The organism is Flavobacterium sp. 103, assembly GCF_003096795.1.
In the GTDB taxonomy this organism is placed as follows: domain Bacteria; phylum Bacteroidota; class Bacteroidia; order Flavobacteriales; family Flavobacteriaceae; genus Flavobacterium.
Map to the genome: position 1 here is coordinate 3237071 of NZ_QENX01000001.1, position 21392 is coordinate 3258462.

The following is a 21392-nucleotide window of genomic DNA, read 5'->3' on the forward strand; positions in this document are numbered from 1 at the left end:
TGGGTCTCTGTACATGATCTACAATTTTTTACCCGATCAATGTAGTTTCTAAATTAGTGTTATGATACAATAAACTTGCTGCACCCAATAAAGCTGCATTTTCGTTGTCCTCAGAGATTTGTATGGTAATCTCTAAACCTGCATCTTTAATTTTTTTGTTGAAAGCTGGTAAAAATAGTGCGTTTGAATCGGCTATTTTGCCACCTATTATAAAATGTTCAACAACAAAATTTTTAAAGCACGGAATCACAATTTCAGCTAAATCTTCGCCCATTTTTTCAAATGCTTTAACCGCTATTTTGTCTCCGGAAATAGCAAGATTATAAAGCTCTAATCCGCTTTCTACTGTTGTTTCTTTAAAGTCGGAATACTTGGCGATAAGTCCTCTTAATGACACATAATCTTCGGCTATTCCATTTCTAAATGGAAGATTCCATATTTCGCCATCCGTAGGTACTTGATTTCCGGAACTAACTGAGGTTCCTTTGTCGATAAAACAAGAACCCAATCCTGTTCCTAGTGTAATGGCCATTACTTTTTTCGAAAGGTTATTTTTGTCTTTATAGACTTCACCTTTGCCAAAACAAACGGCATCATTTTCAAAAAGAATCTTAAAATCATCCGAAAGATTGAGTTTTTTTCGAAGTAAATCAGCAATATTTAGTCCATAGAAATGGTCGTATTTAGATTGGCCTTTTATCCAGCAAATGCCATTTTCATAATCAAATGGGCCAGGCATGCATACCGTTATGCCAGCCAGGCTTTTTGCACCTGAATTATTCCATGAAGTGCGTATCGTTTTTTCCCAGATATCCAAAACCTGGTCTACCGGCAGATTAGAATCAAAAGACTCTTTGTGCATCGAAGATTTAAGGACTTTCATATTGGTAGTATCGATGACTCCGGCGGTAATATGAGTTCCGCCGATGTCCAATCCCACAGCATATTTCTTTTTCATTGTCTTTAATTTGTTAATTTATGTTGTGTTTTTATTTTATTTCAGACTATCATTTTTTTAATTCCAGATTATACTTTTTCACCAATTCCAAAGTCGATTTGTCAGTCGAAAAAACCGAATTTAAACCCTGTGGTTCTTGCGGTGGGTCTGTAGTCAAGGGATCACCTGGTTTCCATTTTCCGTCTTTGGTAACCGCTTTTCCTTCACCACCAAATCCCCAAAAATTGGCTGCTTGCAGCACCCCGTTATTTTTATGGCTCTCCGCGACTCTTTGGAATATATAATTGTAAAAAACATCCCTGTTGGCTACAGAAGTTGTCGAAACCAAACCTTCGTTTTCTCTTGGTAAGCCAAATTCTTCGATGATGATTGGCCTTTTCAAATCATTGGCCACCTTTACGTGTAAATCAATATATTTTCCAGCATTTTCAAGTGTGATAGGTAATGTTTTTTCGGCATCTTCGGCTTTGTACCAATTCCAGTTTTTTGGCCAAATGTGCATCGTTAAATAATCAATATTCGGATTCAGATGCGTTCTTTCAAAAATTCCCATATCGTCGTTGGAACTGTTTTTTCCTTCAGAACCAGTTGAAATCAAATGGTATTTATCCAAACTATCAATCAAATTGACAATGTTGTTGAGCCAAACAGTAAATTTTGCTTCATTTTCGACAGTAAAAAGCCTCGGTTCATTTCCAACTTGCCACGCCATAATCGTATTGTCCTCGGTATATTTTCTTTTGGTATAGCCATTTGTTCTGGCCAAAATAAATTTCACGTGATTGTTCAACGCTTCCATACACGGTTCACAACTATGAAATTTCTCGGTATAACTCATGAATTGTGGCCAAGTATTTGGTGGGATGGCAGGAACCGGAATTGCACCTTTTCCATTCCATTCCAGGTATTGCGACATTCCGCCGGACCATTCCCAGTTATTTGTCAAAAATAAAACCGCGTACATATTGCGTTTTCCCATTTCGGCGATAAGGAAATCTAAGCCGTCAAGTAAATCTTGGTCGTATTTACCTTGTTCATATTGCAAAGCTGGGCGAACAGTATAATCGTATTTTCCGCCATCGCCACCAACGAGAATTCGCAAATTATCAATACCATTTTTCTGCATTAAATCCAGTTCCCGAAGCAATCTTTTTCGGTCTCCCACTTTCTTCGAAGCCAACAAACTTCCATACCAATAATTGGTTCCAATATAGGAATACGGCTTGTTACCTTTGTAAAATTGAGTTCCTTTCACAGTGATTCTGGCTTGTTGTTTTTGAGCTTCACAAGAAAAGCTCGCGAAACATAAAAGAACCAAAACTATTTTTAACGCCGATTTCTTCATAATTAATTTAATTTTTAGGAGCTGTTTCCTGCTATTCGTTGCAATCTTTTTCTCGGTTGAAAAAACCTCAAAAAAGGATTTTCACTGCTATCAGGGCTAGGGCATTCCGTTTTGGATCTTATTTACTGCAAATTTTTTAAAATATGTTGCTTGGATTAATTTGGTAAAACATACATACTTGGTAACGTATTCACCAAAGCCGATTTTGATTTGGTTGCAAAAGTTTTAAAATCTGCGGCATTCGTTGCTGTGGGCGTTGGAACATAATAGCCATCTAAATTATTGTTCCAAAACATAACATAACTTATTTGGATGCTATTTGCTGTTAGCGTACTGTACAGATAAGTTGAGAACCAATTGGTCACAGGTGCAATAGTTGCTGTAACTCGATAACCTGTTTCGGTCATTGCGGCAATTTTCACTTTGGTTGTGGCTAAATCTGATAGCATTTTTAACTTGGCAGTAGCTTTGTCAGCTCCTGTTTGACCTTGGTTGTTCAAATCGCCATAATTGTCCATACCCAAAACATCTACGTAGGCATCACCTGGATAGCGACTCAAATAATTGGTTGAAGTAGAGTAGGAGTTGTCAGGGGAAAAAGCATATAAAATGTTGTGAACCCCTTTGATATCTCTTAAATATTCAACGGTGAATTGATAAACAGCTTTATAATCTTCTGCGGAGCAGAAATCAGCTCCCCACCAAAACCAGCTTCCGTCAAATTCATGAAAAGGCCTGAAAATAATCGGAATCAATTCTCCTCTGGAACCTTTTAAATTGGATACCACACTGGCTACTTTATCGAGTTTCGTTTTATACCAAGCATTATTTACACCACCAGGTAAAATACTCTTGAAGGCTGTAGTTTTTTGTTCCGTGGTCATATCGGCGGCATAAAAGCTATCCTCTTTATTAGGTTCTCTTATGTGCCAAGAAAAAGTGTTAATCATTCCTTTGGCATAGGCTTCTTTGACATCATTCGTTATAATAATTTCCTGTTGGTAAAACCAATTATCGGCCTGACTATTATTACTTTTATCGGTAATAAACATAAAATCGGAACCCAAGAGCGCGGGGTCATAACCTGTTGTTTTTTTTATGTCTGATTCAGATGAAGAACCATTATTGTAAAAACCATTAAAAGCATCTTGCTGGCCAATGGCAAATTTGGTTTTAGCCAATTTTTTTAAGTTGTAAAATAACGCAGTAGTTTCTGCAGTCGCATTTTTGTCGACCATATAAGTTTTTACGTTCTGTGTTGTTAGCACATCAGTAACCACTACTGGTGGAATGACCACAACCGGATCGGGTGCCGGATCGTCTTTGGAACAACTGCTTAGTACAATTATTAAACTGGTAATTAAGCTTTTAAGAAATAGGTTTTTCATGTTGTCTTTTAAATTCTGTGAATTAATTCAATGCATGCTCTGCTATTGTGATATGGGCATTTCCAAAATCCGGCTTTGTCTTTTTCCATTGTGGAATAATCAGCATAAACACCCCAAAACCATTCTCCTTTTTCTTTGTCAATAATATATTTTTGAGTGAAATCCCAGTTTTTGAAAACAATGTCTAAATATTCCTGTTGTCCGGAAAGTTGCCAGGCAGTAAAGTAACCAATCATCAATTCGGCTTGTGGCCACCAGTGTTTTTCGGCCATCAATTCTTTGGTCTCTGGATTGTATTCATACCATAATCCGCCATCTGAGTCGATTCCTTCTTTAGTTGCATCCGCAATTTGAATGGCATGTTTTTTATAATTGGCAATTAATGTTGAATCTCCTGAAATTTGGGCGCATTGTAATAAAAGCCAAGCTGCTTCAATATCATGTCCATAGGAAATAACATCTTTCTTTTCTGCCCAATTTTCATCAAAAAACAATCGTAAATGACCTGTTTTAGTATTGATGAAGTATTTTTCTATGGTTTCCAATAATTCGACAATGACTTTTCGTAACGATTCGTCTTTCCAAACCGTATATAAATTAGCATATCCTTCAACGATATGCAAATGGGTATTCATTGTTTTCTTTTCGTTGGCGTCTTTTTCGCTCAAGCGTAAATCTTCAATAGGTTGCCAGTCACGGGTAAAAGCTTCAAGGTAACCGCCTTTTGAGGAGTCGTAACTGTGTTTTTGAATTTTTTGATACAAGGAAATGGCTATTTGCAAGGCTTTATCATCTTTGGAAATTGAATAATATTCGCTCAATCCATAAATGGTAAAGGCCAAAGCATAAATTTGGTTTTTGGTGTCTTTTGGAGTACCGTCATAATTGATACTCCAAAAAATGCCTCCAAATTCTTTGTCGTAAAAGTGTTCCGAAATGTATTCAAAAGCACGTTTTGCAATTTCTAAATGTTCTTTGTTATTTGAAATTTTATATGCAGCAGAAAAGGACCATAGCAATCTTGCATTTAATACAGACCCTTTTTCTGCTTCTTCATTTTTAGTGTTATTGTAATCTATTTGACCAACAAAACCGCCATTTTTAGTGTCAATTGTATTTTCCATCCAATAGGAAAGAATACTTTGAAGCTCCAACTTTAGTTCTATTTTTAGATTTTTTAAATCGGTTTGCACAATTATGAAATTTCTTTGTTTTTATTCACTTGCTTGATAATTGTATTGACAGAACCTGCAGATGTAAAAGTGTCTTCTGGAGAATTGATAACATAATCCACCAGTTTATCCACAGATGAAACCGCTACGTGCATTCTGGTATCTGAAGAAGCATAATAAATAAAAACAGTCCCGTCTTTATCCTCAATCCAACCATTAGAAAATAAAACATTGGAAACATCTCCAATTCTTTCAATACCTTCAGGGGCCATAAAATGTCCGGCAGGAGCGTGTGTTACCTTTGCAATATCATTCAAATCGGTCATGAACATGTACAGTGTATAGCGCAAACCGGCTGCAGTGTTGCGAACACCATGGGCTAAATGCAACCAACCTTTTTCAGTTTTGATAGGAGCTGGTCCAAGACCATTTTTCAATTCATATACGGTGTGATATTGTTTTCCATAAATGATTTTTTCTTCATTTACGACAGGATTGGTCATGTCTTCCACGAAGCCAAGTCCAATTCCGCCACCGTTTCCTACATCAATGAAACCATCTTGCGGACGAGTGTATAAAGCATATTTTCCGTTTACAAATTCTGGATGCAAAACTACATTTCGTTGTTGTCCTGTATTCGAAATCAAATCGGGTAATCTTTCCCAGTTGATTAAATCTTTGGTGCGTACAATTCCGGCATTGGCAATAGCAGTACTAGTGTCGCCTTTTGGCGCTGATGGATCTTTTCTTTCGGTGCAGAAAATTCCATAAATCCAACCGTCTTCATGGGCAATTAAGCGCATGTCATACACATTGGTGTCTGGTTCTTCCGTTTGCGGAATCACGCAAGGTTTATCCCAAAATTTGAAATTGTCAACACCATTTGGGCTTTCGGCAATAGCAAAGAACGATTTCCTGTCGGCGCCTTCCACGCGGGCAACAAGGATGTATTTGTCGTTCCATTTTATGGCTCCAGCATTGAATGTGGCGTTTATGGCAATTCTCTCTAAAAACAGTGGATTTGTATTTGGATTAAAATCAAATCTCCATTCCAGCGGTGTGTGTGCGGCTGTTAAAACTGGGTTTTTGTAGCGAGTGTATATTCCGTTTCCAATACCGTCTTGTGGTTCGTTTTTTGTTTGAATTAAAGTATTGAATTGCTTGTCGAGTTCGATTTTTATATGTTTTAAATCGTCATTTATTTTTGTAGTGCTCATAACTGAATTTTCTAAAATCAAGTATTATTTGTTTAAATTTCTTTTGTGATTAAGTTCGTCTTCAATGGTCTGCAGTTTTTCTTCAGATAATGGGTAGAATAGGATGAAAAGTACAGATAGTGCTGCAGCAATTGCCGGAAGAATGCTCAGCATTAATAATATTCCGTTTTGTGCAGTGATGGTTTGCACTACGTTTGCTTGGAAGCCAAAGTACCCTAAAAGCCATCCAGTTGCAGCCCCACCGATTGTCCAACCAAATTTTTGAGACATTGAGGAAGCCGAAAAGATAAGACCAGTAGCTCTTCTTCCTTGTTTCCACTCGGAGTAATCAGCACTATCAGCATACATAGACCAGATTAATGGGAAGATGCAACCTGCACAAATACTAATCATTACTTGGAAAACCATGATAAGTACGATGTTCTCTTTTCCGATATAATAGAAAAAGATACTTAAGATTGCAGCAAGTGCCATAGCACCAAAAAAAGTTTTCTTTTTACCAATTTTGTTAGCAATCGGAGTGGCTGCAATCACACCGATGATGTTTGCGGCTTGTCCCAATACCAGATAAAGTGTGGTTGGAGTCATTGCAAAATTTTCCCCAAAAATGTTGAAACTATAACTTACAGTACTGCTTACATAATATTTGAAATAATAAACAGCAGCCCCATCACGTATTGAATTGAATACTAATGCACCAATTCCGGCACCTAGTAAAATCCACCAAGGTCTGTTTTTAAGAAGATCGTTTAAATCTTCTTTTAAATTTGGTTTTTCATCATTTATAGGGAGTACTCTTTCTTTTGTTAAGAAAAAACAAGACCAAAAGAATATCGTAGTAATGATTCCAAAAACGATTATGGTATATAACCAGCCTGTTTTGGAGCTTAAACTTCCACCAAAATGATTTACTAATGGTTCAATTAACCAAAGGGCCAACAAGCTTCCGCCAAAGGCAAAAACCATACGGTAGGAGGAAAGGGTTGTGCGTTCTTTTCGGTCACCAGACATTACCCCCAGCAAGGAAGCGTATGGCACATTAATGATAGAATAGATCATCATCATTAAGGAATAAGTAACGTATGCATATATTATTTTTCCTTTTTCGTCAAAATCAGGGGTGTAAAAAGTCAGTACTCCAATTATGGCAAATGGAATTGCCGTCCACAATAAATAAGGCCTGAATTTTCCCCAACGGCTTTTGGTACGGTCTGCAATAATTCCAACCAATGGATCGAAGCAGGAATCCCAGATACGGGTAATCAAGAACATGGTTCCAACCACGGCAGGCGCTATCCCAAAGACATCGGTGTAAAAAAACATAAGATACATGCTGAAAATTTTCCAAAACATAGAGGAAGCGGCATCTCCTAATCCGTAACCAACTTTTTCTTTTAAACTGATTTTACTATCCATTACTTTCTTGGGGTTTGTTGTCATGGTTTTATTTTTTATAAAGGTTTATTTTTGCGGCATCTTTTTCAAAAAGAGTATTATCTAGATTGTAAAATTGAATAAAATCTTTTTCACTTACTTGTCCTTTGAACGGTGCATAATAATGCATTTTTTGTTCTTTCTCTTGCCAACCGTGATTTCTCCAAACCAACACATAGGATATTTTGTAGGATCCCATGGCTTTCATCAAAGTGTCTGTCCACCATTTATCATATGGAATGGCCTCGTAACCTGTTTCTGCAAAAGCAATGATTTTATGTTGCTCTTTGGCAATTTGGTCTATTATTCCAAATTGTCTTTGGCAATTTTCCACAAACGAATTATCCTTCAAAGGGTCGTTGTAAATGTATTTGTCAAAACTTAAAATATCAGCATATTCGGGACCCGGATAGTATTCCAAGAAATCTTCTCTAGAATTAAAATCGGCGGTATTGTATACATATATTAAATTATGAACGCCTTTCTTTTGGAAATAATCAATAGTGAATTTCCAAAGTTTTTTAAACTCTTCCGGACTTCCATTGTTTTTGCACCACCAAAACCAAGTTCCGGTAAGTTCATGAAAAGGGCGATACAACAAAGGAATTAAATTGCTTTTTTTATCCTTTAAAGTTAAGATGTATTTTGCAGCTTCGTCTAACCAAGCTTTGTATTTTTCATGACTTTGACCTCCAGGTAAAGCCGAAGCTAATGATTTTGGAGTAGTGTCCCAAGCATTTCCATCTGTTAAAGGATTATTAGAATGCCAACTAATAGTGATAATGCCTCCTCTGTTGTATCCGTCAATGATGTATTGTCTCATTTTGTCAAAAGGAACACCGTCTATGTTTTTATCTGACTTAGTTTCAAGTCCTCCTAAATCCCATCCATAAACTGCTGGATAGTCTCCAACAACATCTTTTACATCGCTTCTTCCTTCTTCGTATTTCCAGTTTACACCATAAGCCAAATCATCTTGATGACCAAATAATATTCCTTTATTGGCTGTTTTGTATAAATTTTGATATAACTGTATGGTATTTTTTGTAGCTTTTTTGTCAGATAATGATAATTTAGTATCACTGCTCTGTGAGTAAGAGGAGTAAAATGTACTAAAAGTTAAAAAAAGTGAGAATATATAGTTCGTTTTTGTCATATCTATTGTAATGAGTTTTTATTAGCTTAAAATATAATCAAGATCGATTCGAATTGAATATCAAATGATTAAAATTTTAAAGTTGAAATTTTATGTTTTTATTAATTTTTTGTCAAAATATTAAAAAAATAACCTCTTTAAAATGATTTGTATTTTTTAATGATATTTTTAGTTTAAAATACATAAATCCATTTTTCAAAGATATAGTAATAACATCTTTTGGATTAATATTATTTTATCAATTTTATATCTTATTATTGCAAATAAAAAAATGAATTATGAGCGCTTTTAAAAATTTTCATAGAGAAATAGTTCCACTTGCAGCACAAGATAGTTTTTTGGTTTTTGACAGAGTTAAAGATGAATTTGATTATCCGGTGCATTATCATCCCGAATTTGAGATCAATTTTATATTGAACGGAAAAGGGGTGAAACGCGTTGTAGGTGACAATATAGAAGAGATTGACGATATAGAGTTGGTATTGGTTGGGCCTAATTTGTATCATGGCTGGGAACAGCATAAATGTAAAAACAAAGATATTCACGAAATAACAATCCAGTTTCATAATGATCTTTTTCATGAATTTTTATTGTCCAGGCGAATTATGACACCTATAAAGGAGATGTTTAATCGTTCGGTACATGGTATTTTATTTTCAAATCAAGTAGCCGAAATGCTCACCCCGAGGTTAATAAAGATATCCAAATTGGATGGGATGGATTATTTCTTGGAAATCATCTCCATATTATATGATCTCGCGAACTCCCGTAATCAAAGACTTTTATCAACTTTTACCGTTGAAAATGATACTTTTGAAGAGTATGACAAAATGAAATTGATCTATGATTATATCCAAAAGAATTTTGCAGAAAAATTATCACTGGAAGAAGTAGCGGGCGTGGCGAACATGACGACGATTTCTTTTAATAGATTTATAAAAAAACGCACCGGAAAAACATTTGTCAATTATATTAATGACATTCGGATCGGTTATGCAGCCAGATGGTTAGTGGAGAAAGACCTTAGTGTTTCGGAGGTTGCCTTCAAGTCGGGCTTTAATAACATAGCCAATTTCAATAGAAGTTTCAAGGCTTTTAAAAAATGTACCCCTAGTCAATACCGAGATGATTTTTCAGGATTAAAGAGAATCCTGTAACGCACTTCATTTTTTTTGTTAAAATGCTTCCTGAGAGAGTCTTTCAGGAAGCATTTTTAATTTTAAAATTAATTATATGGCATATATTATAGGTATTAAATAGTAATAATTTAAAAAATTCTGATTATAATTTTGTTATGTGTAATTAAATTTTTCATTTTGAAAATATATTATCATGAAATGATATAATAATATTAATTTGATGTTAACTACTGTTATAAATTTGTTAATTATAAATCATATTTATTAATGCCAATAATAATAGCCGAATTACCCTTTCGGAAATTATTAAACTTAACTAACAAATTTTAATTATGAAAAAATTATTGTCCGACTTGATTCATTGGAAAGTAAACCACAGAAAGGTTCCATTGATGTTCTTACTATTTACCTGTGGTATCATGAATGCACAGCTTAAGGTGCAAGGTGTTGTTACAGATGCTAATAATCTGCCGTTATCTGGAGTTAATATTAAAGCAGAAGGTGCTACACAAGGAGTTTCTTCTGATTTTGACGGGAAATACTCAATCGATGTACCTGCAAATGCTATATTGACATTTACGTTTGTTGGTTTTGACAGCAAAAAAGTTGGGGTAAAAGGAAATTCTAAGCTAAATGTTACTATGACATCTGCTTCTGAAAACTTGAAAGAAATCGTTGTAATTGGTTATGGAACTCAAAAAAGAGGTAATCTTAATGGATCTGTTTCTACTGTAAAAGCCAAAGATATTGAGAACCTAAAAGTAGTAAGTGTTGACCAGATGCTTCAAGGTAAGGCTGCAGGGGTAAGTGTAACGAATAACTCAGGTGCTCCTGGAAGTGCTGCTTCTGTTAGGATTCGAGGGACAACTTCTATATCTGGAACTAATGAACCTTTATATGTAATTGACGGTGTTCCTGTTTCTGGAGATGCTACAGGAAAATCTACAAGTGGTCGTCCTTTGGCCGGTAGAGATGGATTTTCTTCATCAGGAGGAAGCGGAAACAATGCAGTTAGCCCATTATCAATGATCAATCCTAGTGATATTGAATCTATGGATATTTTGAAAGATGCTTCTGCAACAGCAATTTACGGTTCAAGAGGTGCTAATGGAGTTATTATTATTACTACCAAATCAGGGAAAAAGGGTACAGGTAGAGTTGCTTATGAAAATTTCACTTCAATTAGTAATGTTACCAATAAATTAGATGTTTTGACTTTGCCGGAGTATGCTACTCTAAAAACAGATTTGGCTAAATTATGGGGATTTCAAACGCGTCAGGAATTTTCACATCCTGAATTATTAGGACCTGGAACAAATTGGCAAGATGAAGTATATAGAACAGCCATTTCACAAAGTCACCAATTATCTTTTTCAGGTGCTAAAGATGGTACTAGTTACTATTTGTCCGGAAGTTATTTGGATAATGAGGGAACTATCATTAATTCTGGATTAAAAAGATATACTGTAAGATTAAATTTGGACTCTAAAATTAAAAGTTGGTTAAGAGTAGGAGGAAATATGTCTGGAGGTATTACCAATGAGAATATTACAGTAAACCAAAGTTTTTCTGGATTAATTTCGAATACTTTATTGCAATCTCCAGATATACCAGTTAGAAATGCTGATGGAACATTTGCAGGACCACCGTCATCAGAACAAAGTGTTACCTATTATAATCCGGTTGCAGAAGCTTTGACTAGAGAAAATACTTTGGTTCGAAAAAATTTCTTAGGAAATATGTATGCCGAGGCAGATCTTTTTAAAGGATTGAAATATCGTATAGAGATTGCTGCAAATACTGAATTTTCTGAAAATGACGATTTTAGACCTTCTTATAAATGGGGTAGTCAAGAAAATTTATTAGCAGATCTAGATGTTAGAAGACAAAATTGGTATTCTACGAATATTAAAAACTTACTGACTTATGATAAAACTTTCGATAAACATCATTTTACAATTTTATTAGGTCAAGAAGCAAATGATTCGCATTGGGAAGGATTAATAGCATCTGCGCAAGGTTTTAAAACAAATTCTATTCATACCTTAAATTTGGCCGATGTTGATAATAATACAGTAACCCAATATAAAGGAAGCGCTTCTCTTTCGTCTCTTTTTGCTCGTGTAATTTATGACTTTAATGACAAGTACAGTATCACGGCTTCTACAAGACAAGACGTTTCATCAAAATTTGACCCTACAACAGACAACCAAAAAGGTGTTTTTAACGCAATTTCTGGTTCTTGGAAACTTTCTAATGAGTCTTTTATGGAGGGAACACGTCAATATGTGGATAATATTAAATTCAGACTTGGATATGGAGAAACTGGTAACCAACAGATTCCAAACAATAGCTATTCTGCGATGTTGAATGTTCAAAACTCAGGATTGGGAAGCGGGTTTTTACCGGCAAATTATCCAAATCCTAATTTAGTTTGGGAATCATTGAATCAAACTAACTTTGGTATTGATTTTACAATGTTGGAATCTAAATTGTTTGGTAGCGTCGATTTTTACGATAAAAAATCAGAAGGATTTTTGTTTCAAGTGCCATTACCTCTATACTTAACTGGAGGTGGAAATCAATACGGAGGGGTTTCTGCACCCTATTCTAATTTAGGTACGATGAGTAATAAAGGATATGATATTACTTTAGGATATAATCTTAAATCTTCAGGCAATTTTAATTGGGATACCTCTTTGGTTGTATCACATTACAAAAATAATTTAGATGAAATTGCCAACGGAATTATTTTAACGCAAGAGGTTAATACTAATGGATACCAACCAGTCGTTGTCACCAATACAACCGTTAATAATCCTATCGGAATGTTCTACGGCTATGTTACCGAAGGGATATTCAAAGATCAAGCAACTTTAAACAGCGCACCAATTCAGTTTGGTCAGCCAGTTGGAACAGGAGCAGGAGAGACTTCTTTGGGGGATGTAAAATACAAAGATGTTAATGGAGATGGTAAAATAGATGCAAATGATAAAACATTTATTGGAAATCCTCATCCAGATTTGACTTTTGGATTTACAAATAACTTCAAGTATAAAAACTTTGATTGTTCTATATTCTTGCAAGGATCTTATGGTAATGATGTAATGAACTTGACCAAAAGAGCAGGAACAACAAATGCATCTTTGTATGACAACCAACTTGTAGATGCTATGGATTATTATTCTGATACGAATACAGTAAGTAATAACCCAAGACCTATTGCGGATTCAGCAAATAATAACTTACTGATTTCAGATCGTTATGTTGAAGATGGTTCTTATATAAGAATTCAAAACGTTACACTTGGATATTCTTTGCCTTCTGACGTTATTTCTAAATTTAAAGTAACAAGATTAAGATTATACGGTACAGCTCAAAACTTGCTTACGTTTACTGATTATTCAGGTTATGATCCAGAAATAGGTTCATTTAATCAGAATGTGCTTTTGTCAGGAATTGATAATGGAAGATACCCAGTAGCCAGAACATTTACAATTGGACTTAACGTAGAATTTTAAAAAAAGATAAAATGAAAAAGAAATTGTTTTTAAATAGATATAGTTTACTGCTCGTAGCGGTAACGTTCCTCGTGTTTGGGTCGTGTCAGGAAGATTTTACAGATAGACCTTCTGAAGATGGGATAAGTTTGGATTCTTATTACAGCACAAATGATCAAGTAAGTTCGGCAACCAATGGGATGTACAGCAGAACTTGGTTTCAGATGTATAATAAATTTTGGTGGGCTATTGAAGTAGGTTCAGGAAACATGTACTCGGGATCTCCTGATGTTAGTGGATTAAGAACTTTTGCTTTGAATGGAAGTGATCCTGAATTGGTAAACGGTTGGTCGGCATTATGGGCCAATGTGCAACAATCTAATATGATTATTAACTTTTTGGCCAGTAGAGTTGGGCCAGATGTTGATAAAAATGTATTGGACAATGCTATTGGAGAAGCTTATTTTATGAGAGCTACTGCTTATTTTGATTTAGTAAGACTTTGGGGGCCAGTGCCAATTATTGAAAATCCTTTAGATTTCACAAGTAATCCTTATGTAAATACAAATACAGTCGATGACATATATAAATTGATAACTAGTGATTACTTAAAAGCGGCTGATTTATTGGTTGCCAAAACTAGAGGTGCTAATTATGCCAGTAACGGACATGTATCTAAAGGTTCTGCAAAAGCAATGTTAGCCAAAGTATATTTGTATAAAAAAGACTACGCTAATGCCAGGGCTATGGCTGAGGAAGTTATTAATAGCGGTGAATTTAAATTGTTAGGTGGTGATGAATTGCCAGCAAAAAGCTTTGCCGACTTGTTTACTTATGCAAACAACAATAACGAAGAATCTATTTTTGCCATTCAGTGGAAAGGTGATGGTTCTTATGGTTCTGCCAATAACTGTAATACACAATTTGGATTTAAAGACGGAGATTTGTCTACTTCAAATGCTTCATATGCGGGAGTTTTTGGGCCAGGTCAAGAGATCTTTACTTTATATGATGCTACAGATAAAAGAAAACATGAAACGATCATGGTTGCAGGAGATACTTATCCAAACATGAAAACAACCGAAGGAATTGGTTTTACAGTGCCTACCGGAAAAGATTTAGCGCAAGGATCTGGTGGAGCAATCAAAAAATATTGTATTGGTGTTGTAAACGGAGCTGCTACAGGTTCAGCAGATGCTTGGGCCATGATGGACAACAATACTTATATAATGCGTTATGCCGAGTTATTGTTAATTCATGCCGAAGCTGTTTTGGCAGGTGGAGGAAGCACTACTGATGCAGCAGCTTTGAAGTCAATTAACGCTGTTAGAAGAAGAGCTGGATTGAGTAATTTGACAAGTGTAACTTTTGATGATATTTTTCTTGAAAGAAGAAAAGAATTGTGTTTCGAAGGAGACTATTGGTTCGATTTAGGACGTATCGATAAAACAAAAGCAATCGCAATTATGTCAGCACAAAACAGAGGAGACAGATACGGAGCACGTTACTATACGCCGGTATATAGCGAGGATCATGCAACAAATGATTTTTATATGGACTATCCAGATAATGAGGTGGCAAAGAATCCAAAATTACTAGAGCCACCAGTTCCATATACCTTTAAATAATTATTTAAAATTGATATTATGAAAAATATAAAAATAAAATACCTATTGTCCATTGTTTCAATGGCCCTTTTGGTACTGGGTGTTTTTTCTTCATGTAGTGATGATAGTTCCAATTCAGGTTCAGGGACATTGGCAATTACTAGTGTGGCCAAAGCTGAAGAAGGAGATTTAGTTCCGGTTACACAAGGTGATCCAAAAAATTACTATATTATTAGAGGTTCTGGATTTACGACTGTTGAAAAAATTTACTTTAATGATTTTGACACTTATTTTAATCCTGTACTAGTTACAGATACTGAAATATTTGTATTAATAGATGAAAAAACACCTTATGCAGGTGCAAGTAATAAATTAAAAGTTGTTACAAAATTGGGTACAATAGTTTACGATTTTGTGGTATCTCCGCCATCACCAACTTTTGGAAGTTTTCAACCAGTTAATGCGGCAGAAGGTGACCTAATCACAATTTATGGAAATTATTTCTTAAATCCGATTGTTAAAATTGGAACTGAAACTGTACCTGTAATTTCTTCTACTTTAACTGAAATTAAAGTGAAGCTACCTGCCGGTGCTGATAAAAAGTATATTTCAGTAACCAATATTTCGGGTACTGCAACTTCTAAGTATGCCATTGGTACCGCAATTTATGATGATATAGCTTATTATGGTTTTGATTTTCCAGATTGGAATAATCTTACCTATGAGTCGGATGGTAAAGCTGATCAAGGCTTAATTAATATCAAAAAGAAAATGGCCGCTTGGGACAATGTACAAGGAAACTGGTCTTGGTATGATCAAATATCCGATTATAAAGGAATTAGACTTTCTATAAAAGCAGATAATCCAGGAACACTTAAGTTATGTTTTAATGGAGATTGGTCTGAAAGAAACATGATGGCTGTTACAACTGGGTGGAATACTTTTGTATTTACCTGGGCGGAGTTGGGCAACGCAGATCATGTTCAAAATATTACATTCCAAAATATGTCTAAAAATGCAGCAGGCGATGGTGTTGAGAACACATTCTATATTGACAATATTGGTTTTGTATTAAAATAAAATTTGGTTTTTGTTTATTGAGTTAGTTTAAGATATTCCCTAATTGAAAAATTGGGGAATATTTTTTTTAGAACAGTTTGTGTTTTCTTTTTTTGCTGTTTTTTAAGCATATTTTGAAAAAAAAGTATCACTATCTTTAGTTTCTATTAAGTATCCTTGTAAGTTGAACTCTTCTTTTTTTTGTAAAAATTATTAAATGAAAAATCCCAATACAATACCTTTTCTGCTTTTTATATCCTTTAGTTTTTCCTTTTCTGTTTTTTCACAATCGACTTCAAACAGCAGGAATCGGGAGCATATTTCCATAGATAAAAATTGGGTATTTGCCTTTGGTCATCCTTTCGATACAGCCAAAGATTTTAATACAGGAACCGGTTATTTCTCCTATTTGGCGAAAACCACTTATGGAGATGGAGCTGCTGCTACCGATTTTGATGATCGCTCTTGGCGAAAATTAGATTTGCCGCACGATTGGGCAGTAGAGCAGGGATTTAGCGAAAAAGCGAGTTACAGCCACGGATTCAAAAATATAGGTAGATTATTTCCTGAAGCCAGCATTGGTTGGTATCGCAAAAAAATAACGATTCCAGAAGAAGATTTGGGACGCAGAATACACATTGCTTTTGATGGCGTTTTTCGTAATTCGACAGTTTGGTTCAACGGGCATTATCTGGGAAATAATCCGTCGGGTTATTTGGGTTTTGAATACGATGTTACCGATTATGTTAATTATGGGGGCGAAAATACAATTGCCGTTCGGGTAGATGCCATGATGGAAGAAGGTTGGTTTTACGAAGGAGCCGGAATATACCGTCACGTTTGGTTGAACAAAACCAGTTCGTTGCACGTACCCGCAGACGGAACTTTTGTGAGCACAACCAAACTCAATGAAAATACTGGCGAACTGACTTCTAAAGTTTCGGTAATCAATGAAGGAAGTAAGTTTCAGAATTTTAAAATCATTCAGACCGTTTATGATAATACCGGAAAATCAATCGCCACGGCAACTATCGATAATCTGAATTTGAGACCAATGGAAACCAAAGAATTCAGTGCAGAATTGGCGGTGACTAATCCGATATTGTGGTCAGTTGACAATCCATATTTGCATAAAATGGTGACCAATATCTATGTTGGAACCGAATTAGTCGATACGCATACAACTACTTTCGGAATCCGAACCTTACGTTTTGATGCCAACGAAGGCTTTTTCTTAAACGGTAAACACCTAAAAATAAAAGGAACCAATAACCATCAAGACCACGCGGGAGTAGGAGTGGCAATGCCCGATGGTTTGCAGGATTTCAGAATCGCCATTTTAAAATCATTTGGTTCCAATGCCTATCGCTGTTCTCACAATCCACCAACACCCGAATTACTAGATGCCTGCGACCGTTTGGGAATGGTAGTAATAGACGAAACCCGATTGATGGGAATTACTAATGTACAGTTGGGTGAATTAAAACGGATGATGCTCCGCGACCGAAACCATCCGTCCATCATAAGTTGGTCCATCGCCAATGAAGAATGGGGCGTAGAAGGAAATATCATTGGCACCCGAATGGCCAGAACCATGCAGGATTTTGCCAAAACGATTGATACTACAAGAGGAATAACGGCAGGAATTAGTGGTAATTGGGATAACGGAATTGCCACAGCTGTTGATGTAGTAGGCTATAATTACATCAAACACGGAGGCAAGGAAACCACCGACAAACACCATCGCGAATTTCCTAATCTGGCCAGTTGGGGAACCGAGGAAGGCTCGACCTTTGCAACTCGTGGCATTTATTTTGAAGACAACGAAAAACAATACAAACCTGCCTACGATTTTCCGCAATCGGCCAATGCGCATAGCATCGAACAAGGTTGGAAACACTATGATTCAAGAGCATATTTGGCTGGAATGTTTATCTGGACAGGCTTTGATTACCGTGGCGAACCCACTCCGTATGTGTGGCCGGCGACAGGTTCCTATTTTGGAATGGTTGATCAATGTGGTTTTTACAAAGACGACGCATGGTACTTAAAAGCGTGGTGGGGATCCGAACCTGTTTTGCACCTTTTGCCGCATTGGAACTGGAACGGAAAAGAAGGACAGCCCATTGACGTTTGGGCTTATAGTAATTGCGATGAAGTGGAACTTTTTCTAAACAAAAAAAGTTTAGGAAAAAAGGCGATGGAAAAAAATGGTCACTTGGAATGGAAAGTCAATTATGCACCCGGAACTTTGGAAGCGATTGGCTTTAAAAATGGAAAGAAAACCCTAACCGAAACCGTAAAAACTACTTTCGATGCAGTCGCCATTGGTCTGCAATCCAATACAAAAACTATTAAGGCAAATAACGTGGATATTGCGATGATTAACGTCGATACCAAAGACAAATCAGGCCTGCAAGTACCCATTTCCGAAAACGAAATCGCCTTTATCATTTCAGGTCCGGGAAAAATAATCGGTATTGGAAACGGGAAGCCCACTTCCGTAGAACCTGACCAATTTTTGGAAACTAACGCGGTTATCAATATTTCGAACTTAAAAGAAAAAATCGTCAATTCTATTTCAGAAACTGCCGAGACAGTAGATAATCTCGATGTTTCCAATTGGGACAAGGCTTTCAAAGACAGCCGTGACACCATTTTTGGCAAGAAAACCAAAGCCGTGGTGTATCGGACCGATTTTGATTTGCCAGAAAATTTCAAGGAGACCAAAATCAATCTGTTTTACAATAGCATCGGTCAATCGCAATCCATTTACATCAACGGAAAATTAATCGCCAATGCCATTCCTGAAAACAAAAAAGGAGACACTTTCGTACTCGACAAATCCAATCTCCGTGCCGGGAAAAACACCATTGCGATTGTTGCCGTACCTTTAATTTACAGATACAAGTGGGGAACTGTCAACACCAATCCAGGAACAATTCAAATCCTAACGCCGGCGCCCGCATGGAAACGCACATTGTTCAGTGGTTTGGCACAAGTCATTGTGCAATCAACTGGAGAAACTGGCGAAATTACATTGACCGCGACCAGCAACGGGCTCAAAAAAGCCGAAATAAAAATAAATGCAACAAAACCATAAAAATATTTAGGGCGTGACCACAATCCCGATAGCCCTCACGCAAATTCTGCAGAACAAGAAATTTAGTGATTAAAACAATAGAATTAAAAAAAATAAAAATGAAAAAAATACTTCTCAGCTTTCTTTTAGGAAGCATCGCAATTCAGGGATTCTCTCAAGGAAATGTTTATAAACAAGGCACTGGAAAATTCGAAGGCCTTGCGATGACACCACCAATGGGTTGGAATTCTTGGAACACCTTCGAAACGAACATCGATGAAAAATTAGTCAAAGAAACCGCCGATATTATGGTTGCCTCAGGAATGGTTGCGGCAGGCTACAATTATATTGTACTCGACGATGGTTGGATGACAAAAGAGCGTGATACTGATGGAAATCTAGTCCCAGACCCAATCAAATTCCCAAGCGGAATGAAATCCTTAATCGATTATGTACATTCTAAAGGACTAAAATTTGGTTTGTACAATTGTGCCGGAACCCACACTTGCGCAGGTTACCCAGGCACGCGAGGATATGAGTACCAAGACGCACGCTTTTATGCCAATTTGGGAATTGATTTCTTAAAATACGATTGGTGTAATACTGCAGGAATCAACGCTCCCGAGGCTTATGCCACGATGAGTAACGCTCTTAAAACCGCAGGGCGACCTATTGTTTTCAGTCTTTGCGAATGGGGTGACAACAAACCTTGGGATTGGGGAAAACCAATAGGAAACCTTTGGAGAATATCAGGTGATATTTATCCATGTTTTGATTGCGAGTTCCATCACGAGGAAGGGAATTGGTCGTCTTGGGGATTCATGAAAATTGCCGAAATGCGCAAAGACATCCGTAAATTTTCCGGGCCGGATCATTGGAACGATTTTGATATGATGGAAGTGGGTGACGGAATGACCAATACCGAAGATAAAACCCATTTTTCGATGTGGTGTATGATGGCTTCGCCTTTGATTGCCGGAAATGATTTCAGAAAAATGTCCAAAGAAACATTGGCTATTTTGACCAATAAAGAGTTGATTGCCGTGAATCAGGATAAATTGGGAATACAAGGATTCAAGCTTTCTGCCGAAGACGGATTGGAAGTTTGGGTAAAACCTTTATCCGATGGAAATTGGGCAATCACCTTTTTAAACAGAACCGATGCACCGAGAAAAATCAACTACGATTGGAAGAAAAATCCAATCAAAGATGCTGATTTTGGTTTTGAAGCCGATTTCAATAAAACAAACTTCAAAATCAAAGACCTTTGGAAAAACAAAGAAGTAGGAACGACCAAAAAGAATTTCACTGCCGATATTGCTTCACATGATGCAATTACACTAAGACTAATTCCTTAATTTAGAGATATGAAATTAAAATTTAAAATTATCTTGTTTCTGCTGGCATTAAGTTTTAGCATGGCAAACGCACAATTCGTCAAAAAGCACGGGCAGCTTAGCGTAAAAGGAACTCAATTGGTAGATAAAAATAAAATGCCAATTGTTTTGAGAGGGGTAAGTCTTGGCTGGCATAGCATTTGGCCAAGGTTTTATAATGAAAAAACGGTAGCTTGGTTAAAAAAAGATTTCGATTGCACGATTGTTCGCGCCGCAATGGGAATCGAAATAGGAGAGCATCCTTATATGAAGGAACCCGATTTTTCTAAAGATAAAATCGAAGCGGTTATAAAAGGAGCCATCAAATCTGATATTTATGTAATCATCGATTGGCACAGCCATAATATTAACTTGAAAGAAGCCAAGGAATATTTTGATGGAATCTCCAAGAAATACGGAAAGTACCCAAATGTAATCTATGAGGTTTTTAACGAACCGGACTATGAAACGTGGCCTGAAGTAAAAGCCTATTCCGAGGAAGTAATCAAAGTGATTCGAGCCAATGATCCGGATAATATTATTTTGGTGGGTTGTCCAAAATGGGATCAGGATATAAATTTACCTGCCGCAGATCCCATAAAAGGCTATACTAATTTAATGTATACCATGCATTTCTATGCGGCGACACATAAAAAAGAACTTAGAGACAAAACTGACGAAGCAATAAAAAGTGGCTTGCCAATTTTTGTTTCTGAATCGGCTGGGATGGAAGCTTCTGGTGATGGACCAATGAATTATGTAGCTTGGCAAGAATACATCGATTGGATGGAAGCGAGAAAATTAAGTTGGATTATTTGGTCCATTTCGGATAAAGACGAAACCTGTTCGATGGTAAAGAAATCTGCAAGTTCAGAAGGAAATTGGAAGGATGAAGACCTTAAAGAGTCTGGGTTGAAAACACGTAAATTTTTAAGAAAATACAATGGCAAGAATTAGTT

At 36.3% G+C, this 21392-nt stretch carries 14 protein-coding genes; 7 read left to right on the forward strand and 7 right to left on the reverse strand.

Going from position 1 to position 21392, the window contains the following annotated elements:
* Window positions 1-28 precede the first annotated feature (28 nt).
* The 7 genes from C8C85_RS13730 to C8C85_RS13760 all read right to left on the reverse strand — a co-directional run bounded on the left by C8C85_RS13730 (window position 29) and on the right by C8C85_RS13760 (window position 8670).
* Window positions 29-958 (reverse strand): ROK family protein, encoded by a 930-nt coding sequence (locus tag C8C85_RS13730; RefSeq protein ID WP_116797563.1) that lies wholly within the window; start codon window positions 956-958, stop codon window positions 29-31.
* Window positions 959-1007: 49 nt separating this feature from the next.
* The gene (locus C8C85_RS13735) at window positions 1008-2303 is read right to left on the reverse strand and encodes a glycoside hydrolase 5 family protein (protein WP_116797564.1); all 1296 of its coding nucleotides are present in this window, start codon (window positions 2301-2303) and stop codon (window positions 1008-1010) included.
* Between the two features lie 155 nt (window positions 2304-2458).
* Window positions 2459-3691 (reverse strand): glycoside hydrolase family 26 protein, encoded by a 1233-nt coding sequence (locus C8C85_RS13740; protein WP_116797565.1) that lies wholly within the window; start codon window positions 3689-3691, stop codon window positions 2459-2461.
* A gap of 8 nt (window positions 3692-3699) precedes the next feature.
* Entirely contained in the window at window positions 3700-4884 is a 1185-nt protein-coding gene (locus C8C85_RS13745; protein ID WP_116797566.1) for an AGE family epimerase/isomerase, read from the reverse strand.
* Window positions 4885-4886: 2 nt separating this feature from the next.
* Window positions 4887-6080, reverse strand: coding sequence for a glycosidase (locus tag C8C85_RS13750; RefSeq protein ID WP_116797567.1), 1194 nt, complete (start codon window positions 6078-6080; stop codon window positions 4887-4889).
* A gap of 24 nt (window positions 6081-6104) precedes the next feature.
* Entirely contained in the window at window positions 6105-7520 is a 1416-nt protein-coding gene (locus C8C85_RS13755) for an MFS transporter (protein ID WP_243412111.1), read from the reverse strand.
* 4 nt (window positions 7521-7524) lie between these two features.
* On the reverse strand, window positions 7525-8670 hold the full coding sequence (locus C8C85_RS13760) for a glycoside hydrolase family 26 protein (RefSeq protein ID WP_116797568.1): 1146 nt from the start codon (window positions 8668-8670) through the stop codon (window positions 7525-7527).
* A 278-nt stretch (window positions 8671-8948) separates the two neighbouring features.
* Between C8C85_RS13760 and C8C85_RS13765 the strand changes: the two genes are divergently transcribed.
* The 7 genes from C8C85_RS13765 to C8C85_RS13795 all read left to right on the forward strand — a co-directional run bounded on the left by C8C85_RS13765 (window position 8949) and on the right by C8C85_RS13795 (window position 21390).
* A complete protein-coding gene (locus C8C85_RS13765) occupies window positions 8949-9827 on the forward strand; it encodes a helix-turn-helix domain-containing protein (protein WP_116797569.1) in 879 nt (292 codons plus the stop codon).
* A gap of 314 nt (window positions 9828-10141) precedes the next feature.
* Window positions 10142-13330 (forward strand): SusC/RagA family TonB-linked outer membrane protein, encoded by a 3189-nt coding sequence (locus tag C8C85_RS13770; protein WP_116797570.1) that lies wholly within the window; start codon window positions 10142-10144, stop codon window positions 13328-13330.
* A gap of 11 nt (window positions 13331-13341) precedes the next feature.
* Entirely contained in the window at window positions 13342-14937 is a 1596-nt protein-coding gene (locus C8C85_RS13775) for a RagB/SusD family nutrient uptake outer membrane protein (RefSeq protein WP_116797571.1), read from the forward strand.
* Window positions 14938-14955: 18 nt separating this feature from the next.
* Complete coding sequence (locus C8C85_RS13780; RefSeq protein WP_116797572.1) at window positions 14956-15996, forward strand: IPT/TIG domain-containing protein; 1041 nt, start codon at window positions 14956-14958, stop codon at window positions 15994-15996.
* A 196-nt stretch (window positions 15997-16192) separates the two neighbouring features.
* Window positions 16193-19078 (forward strand): beta-galactosidase GalA, encoded by a 2886-nt coding sequence (gene galA / locus C8C85_RS13785; RefSeq protein ID WP_116797573.1) that lies wholly within the window; start codon window positions 16193-16195, stop codon window positions 19076-19078.
* A gap of 98 nt (window positions 19079-19176) precedes the next feature.
* Window positions 19177-20415: a glycoside hydrolase family 27 protein gene (locus C8C85_RS13790; protein WP_116798491.1), complete on the forward strand. Its 1239-nt coding sequence runs from the start codon at window positions 19177-19179 to the stop codon at window positions 20413-20415.
* A gap of 9 nt (window positions 20416-20424) precedes the next feature.
* On the forward strand, window positions 20425-21390 hold the full coding sequence (locus tag C8C85_RS13795) for a glycoside hydrolase family 5 protein (RefSeq protein ID WP_116797574.1): 966 nt from the start codon (window positions 20425-20427) through the stop codon (window positions 21388-21390).
* The last annotated feature ends 2 nt before the right edge of the window (window positions 21391-21392 follow it).

Excerpts from the sequence above, each read along its gene's own strand:
- C8C85_RS13760 (WP_116797568.1), bottom strand. The coding sequence starts at position 8,670 with ATGACAAAAACGAACTATATATTCTCACTTTTTTTAACTTTTAGTACA.
- C8C85_RS13755 (WP_243412111.1), bottom strand. The coding sequence starts at position 7,520 with ATGACAACAAACCCCAAGAAAGTAATGGATAGTAAAATCAGTTTAAAA.
- C8C85_RS13765 (WP_116797569.1), top strand. The coding sequence starts at position 8,949 with ATGAGCGCTTTTAAAAATTTTCATAGAGAAATAGTTCCACTTGCAGCA.
- C8C85_RS13770 (WP_116797570.1), top strand. The coding sequence starts at position 10,142 with ATGAAAAAATTATTGTCCGACTTGATTCATTGGAAAGTAAACCACAGA.
- C8C85_RS13750 (WP_116797567.1), bottom strand. The coding sequence starts at position 6,080 with ATGAGCACTACAAAAATAAATGACGATTTAAAACATATAAAAATCGAA.
- C8C85_RS13775 (WP_116797571.1), top strand. The coding sequence starts at position 13,342 with ATGAAAAAGAAATTGTTTTTAAATAGATATAGTTTACTGCTCGTAGCG.
- C8C85_RS13790 (WP_116798491.1), top strand. The coding sequence starts at position 19,177 with ATGAAAAAAATACTTCTCAGCTTTCTTTTAGGAAGCATCGCAATTCAG.
- C8C85_RS13730 (WP_116797563.1), bottom strand. The coding sequence starts at position 958 with ATGAAAAAGAAATATGCTGTGGGATTGGACATCGGCGGAACTCATATT.
- C8C85_RS13735 (WP_116797564.1), bottom strand. The coding sequence starts at position 2,303 with ATGAAGAAATCGGCGTTAAAAATAGTTTTGGTTCTTTTATGTTTCGCG.
- C8C85_RS13780 (WP_116797572.1), top strand. The coding sequence starts at position 14,956 with ATGAAAAATATAAAAATAAAATACCTATTGTCCATTGTTTCAATGGCC.
- galA (WP_116797573.1), top strand. The coding sequence starts at position 16,193 with ATGAAAAATCCCAATACAATACCTTTTCTGCTTTTTATATCCTTTAGT.
- C8C85_RS13740 (WP_116797565.1), bottom strand. The coding sequence starts at position 3,691 with ATGAAAAACCTATTTCTTAAAAGCTTAATTACCAGTTTAATAATTGTA.
- C8C85_RS13795 (WP_116797574.1), top strand. The coding sequence starts at position 20,425 with ATGAAATTAAAATTTAAAATTATCTTGTTTCTGCTGGCATTAAGTTTT.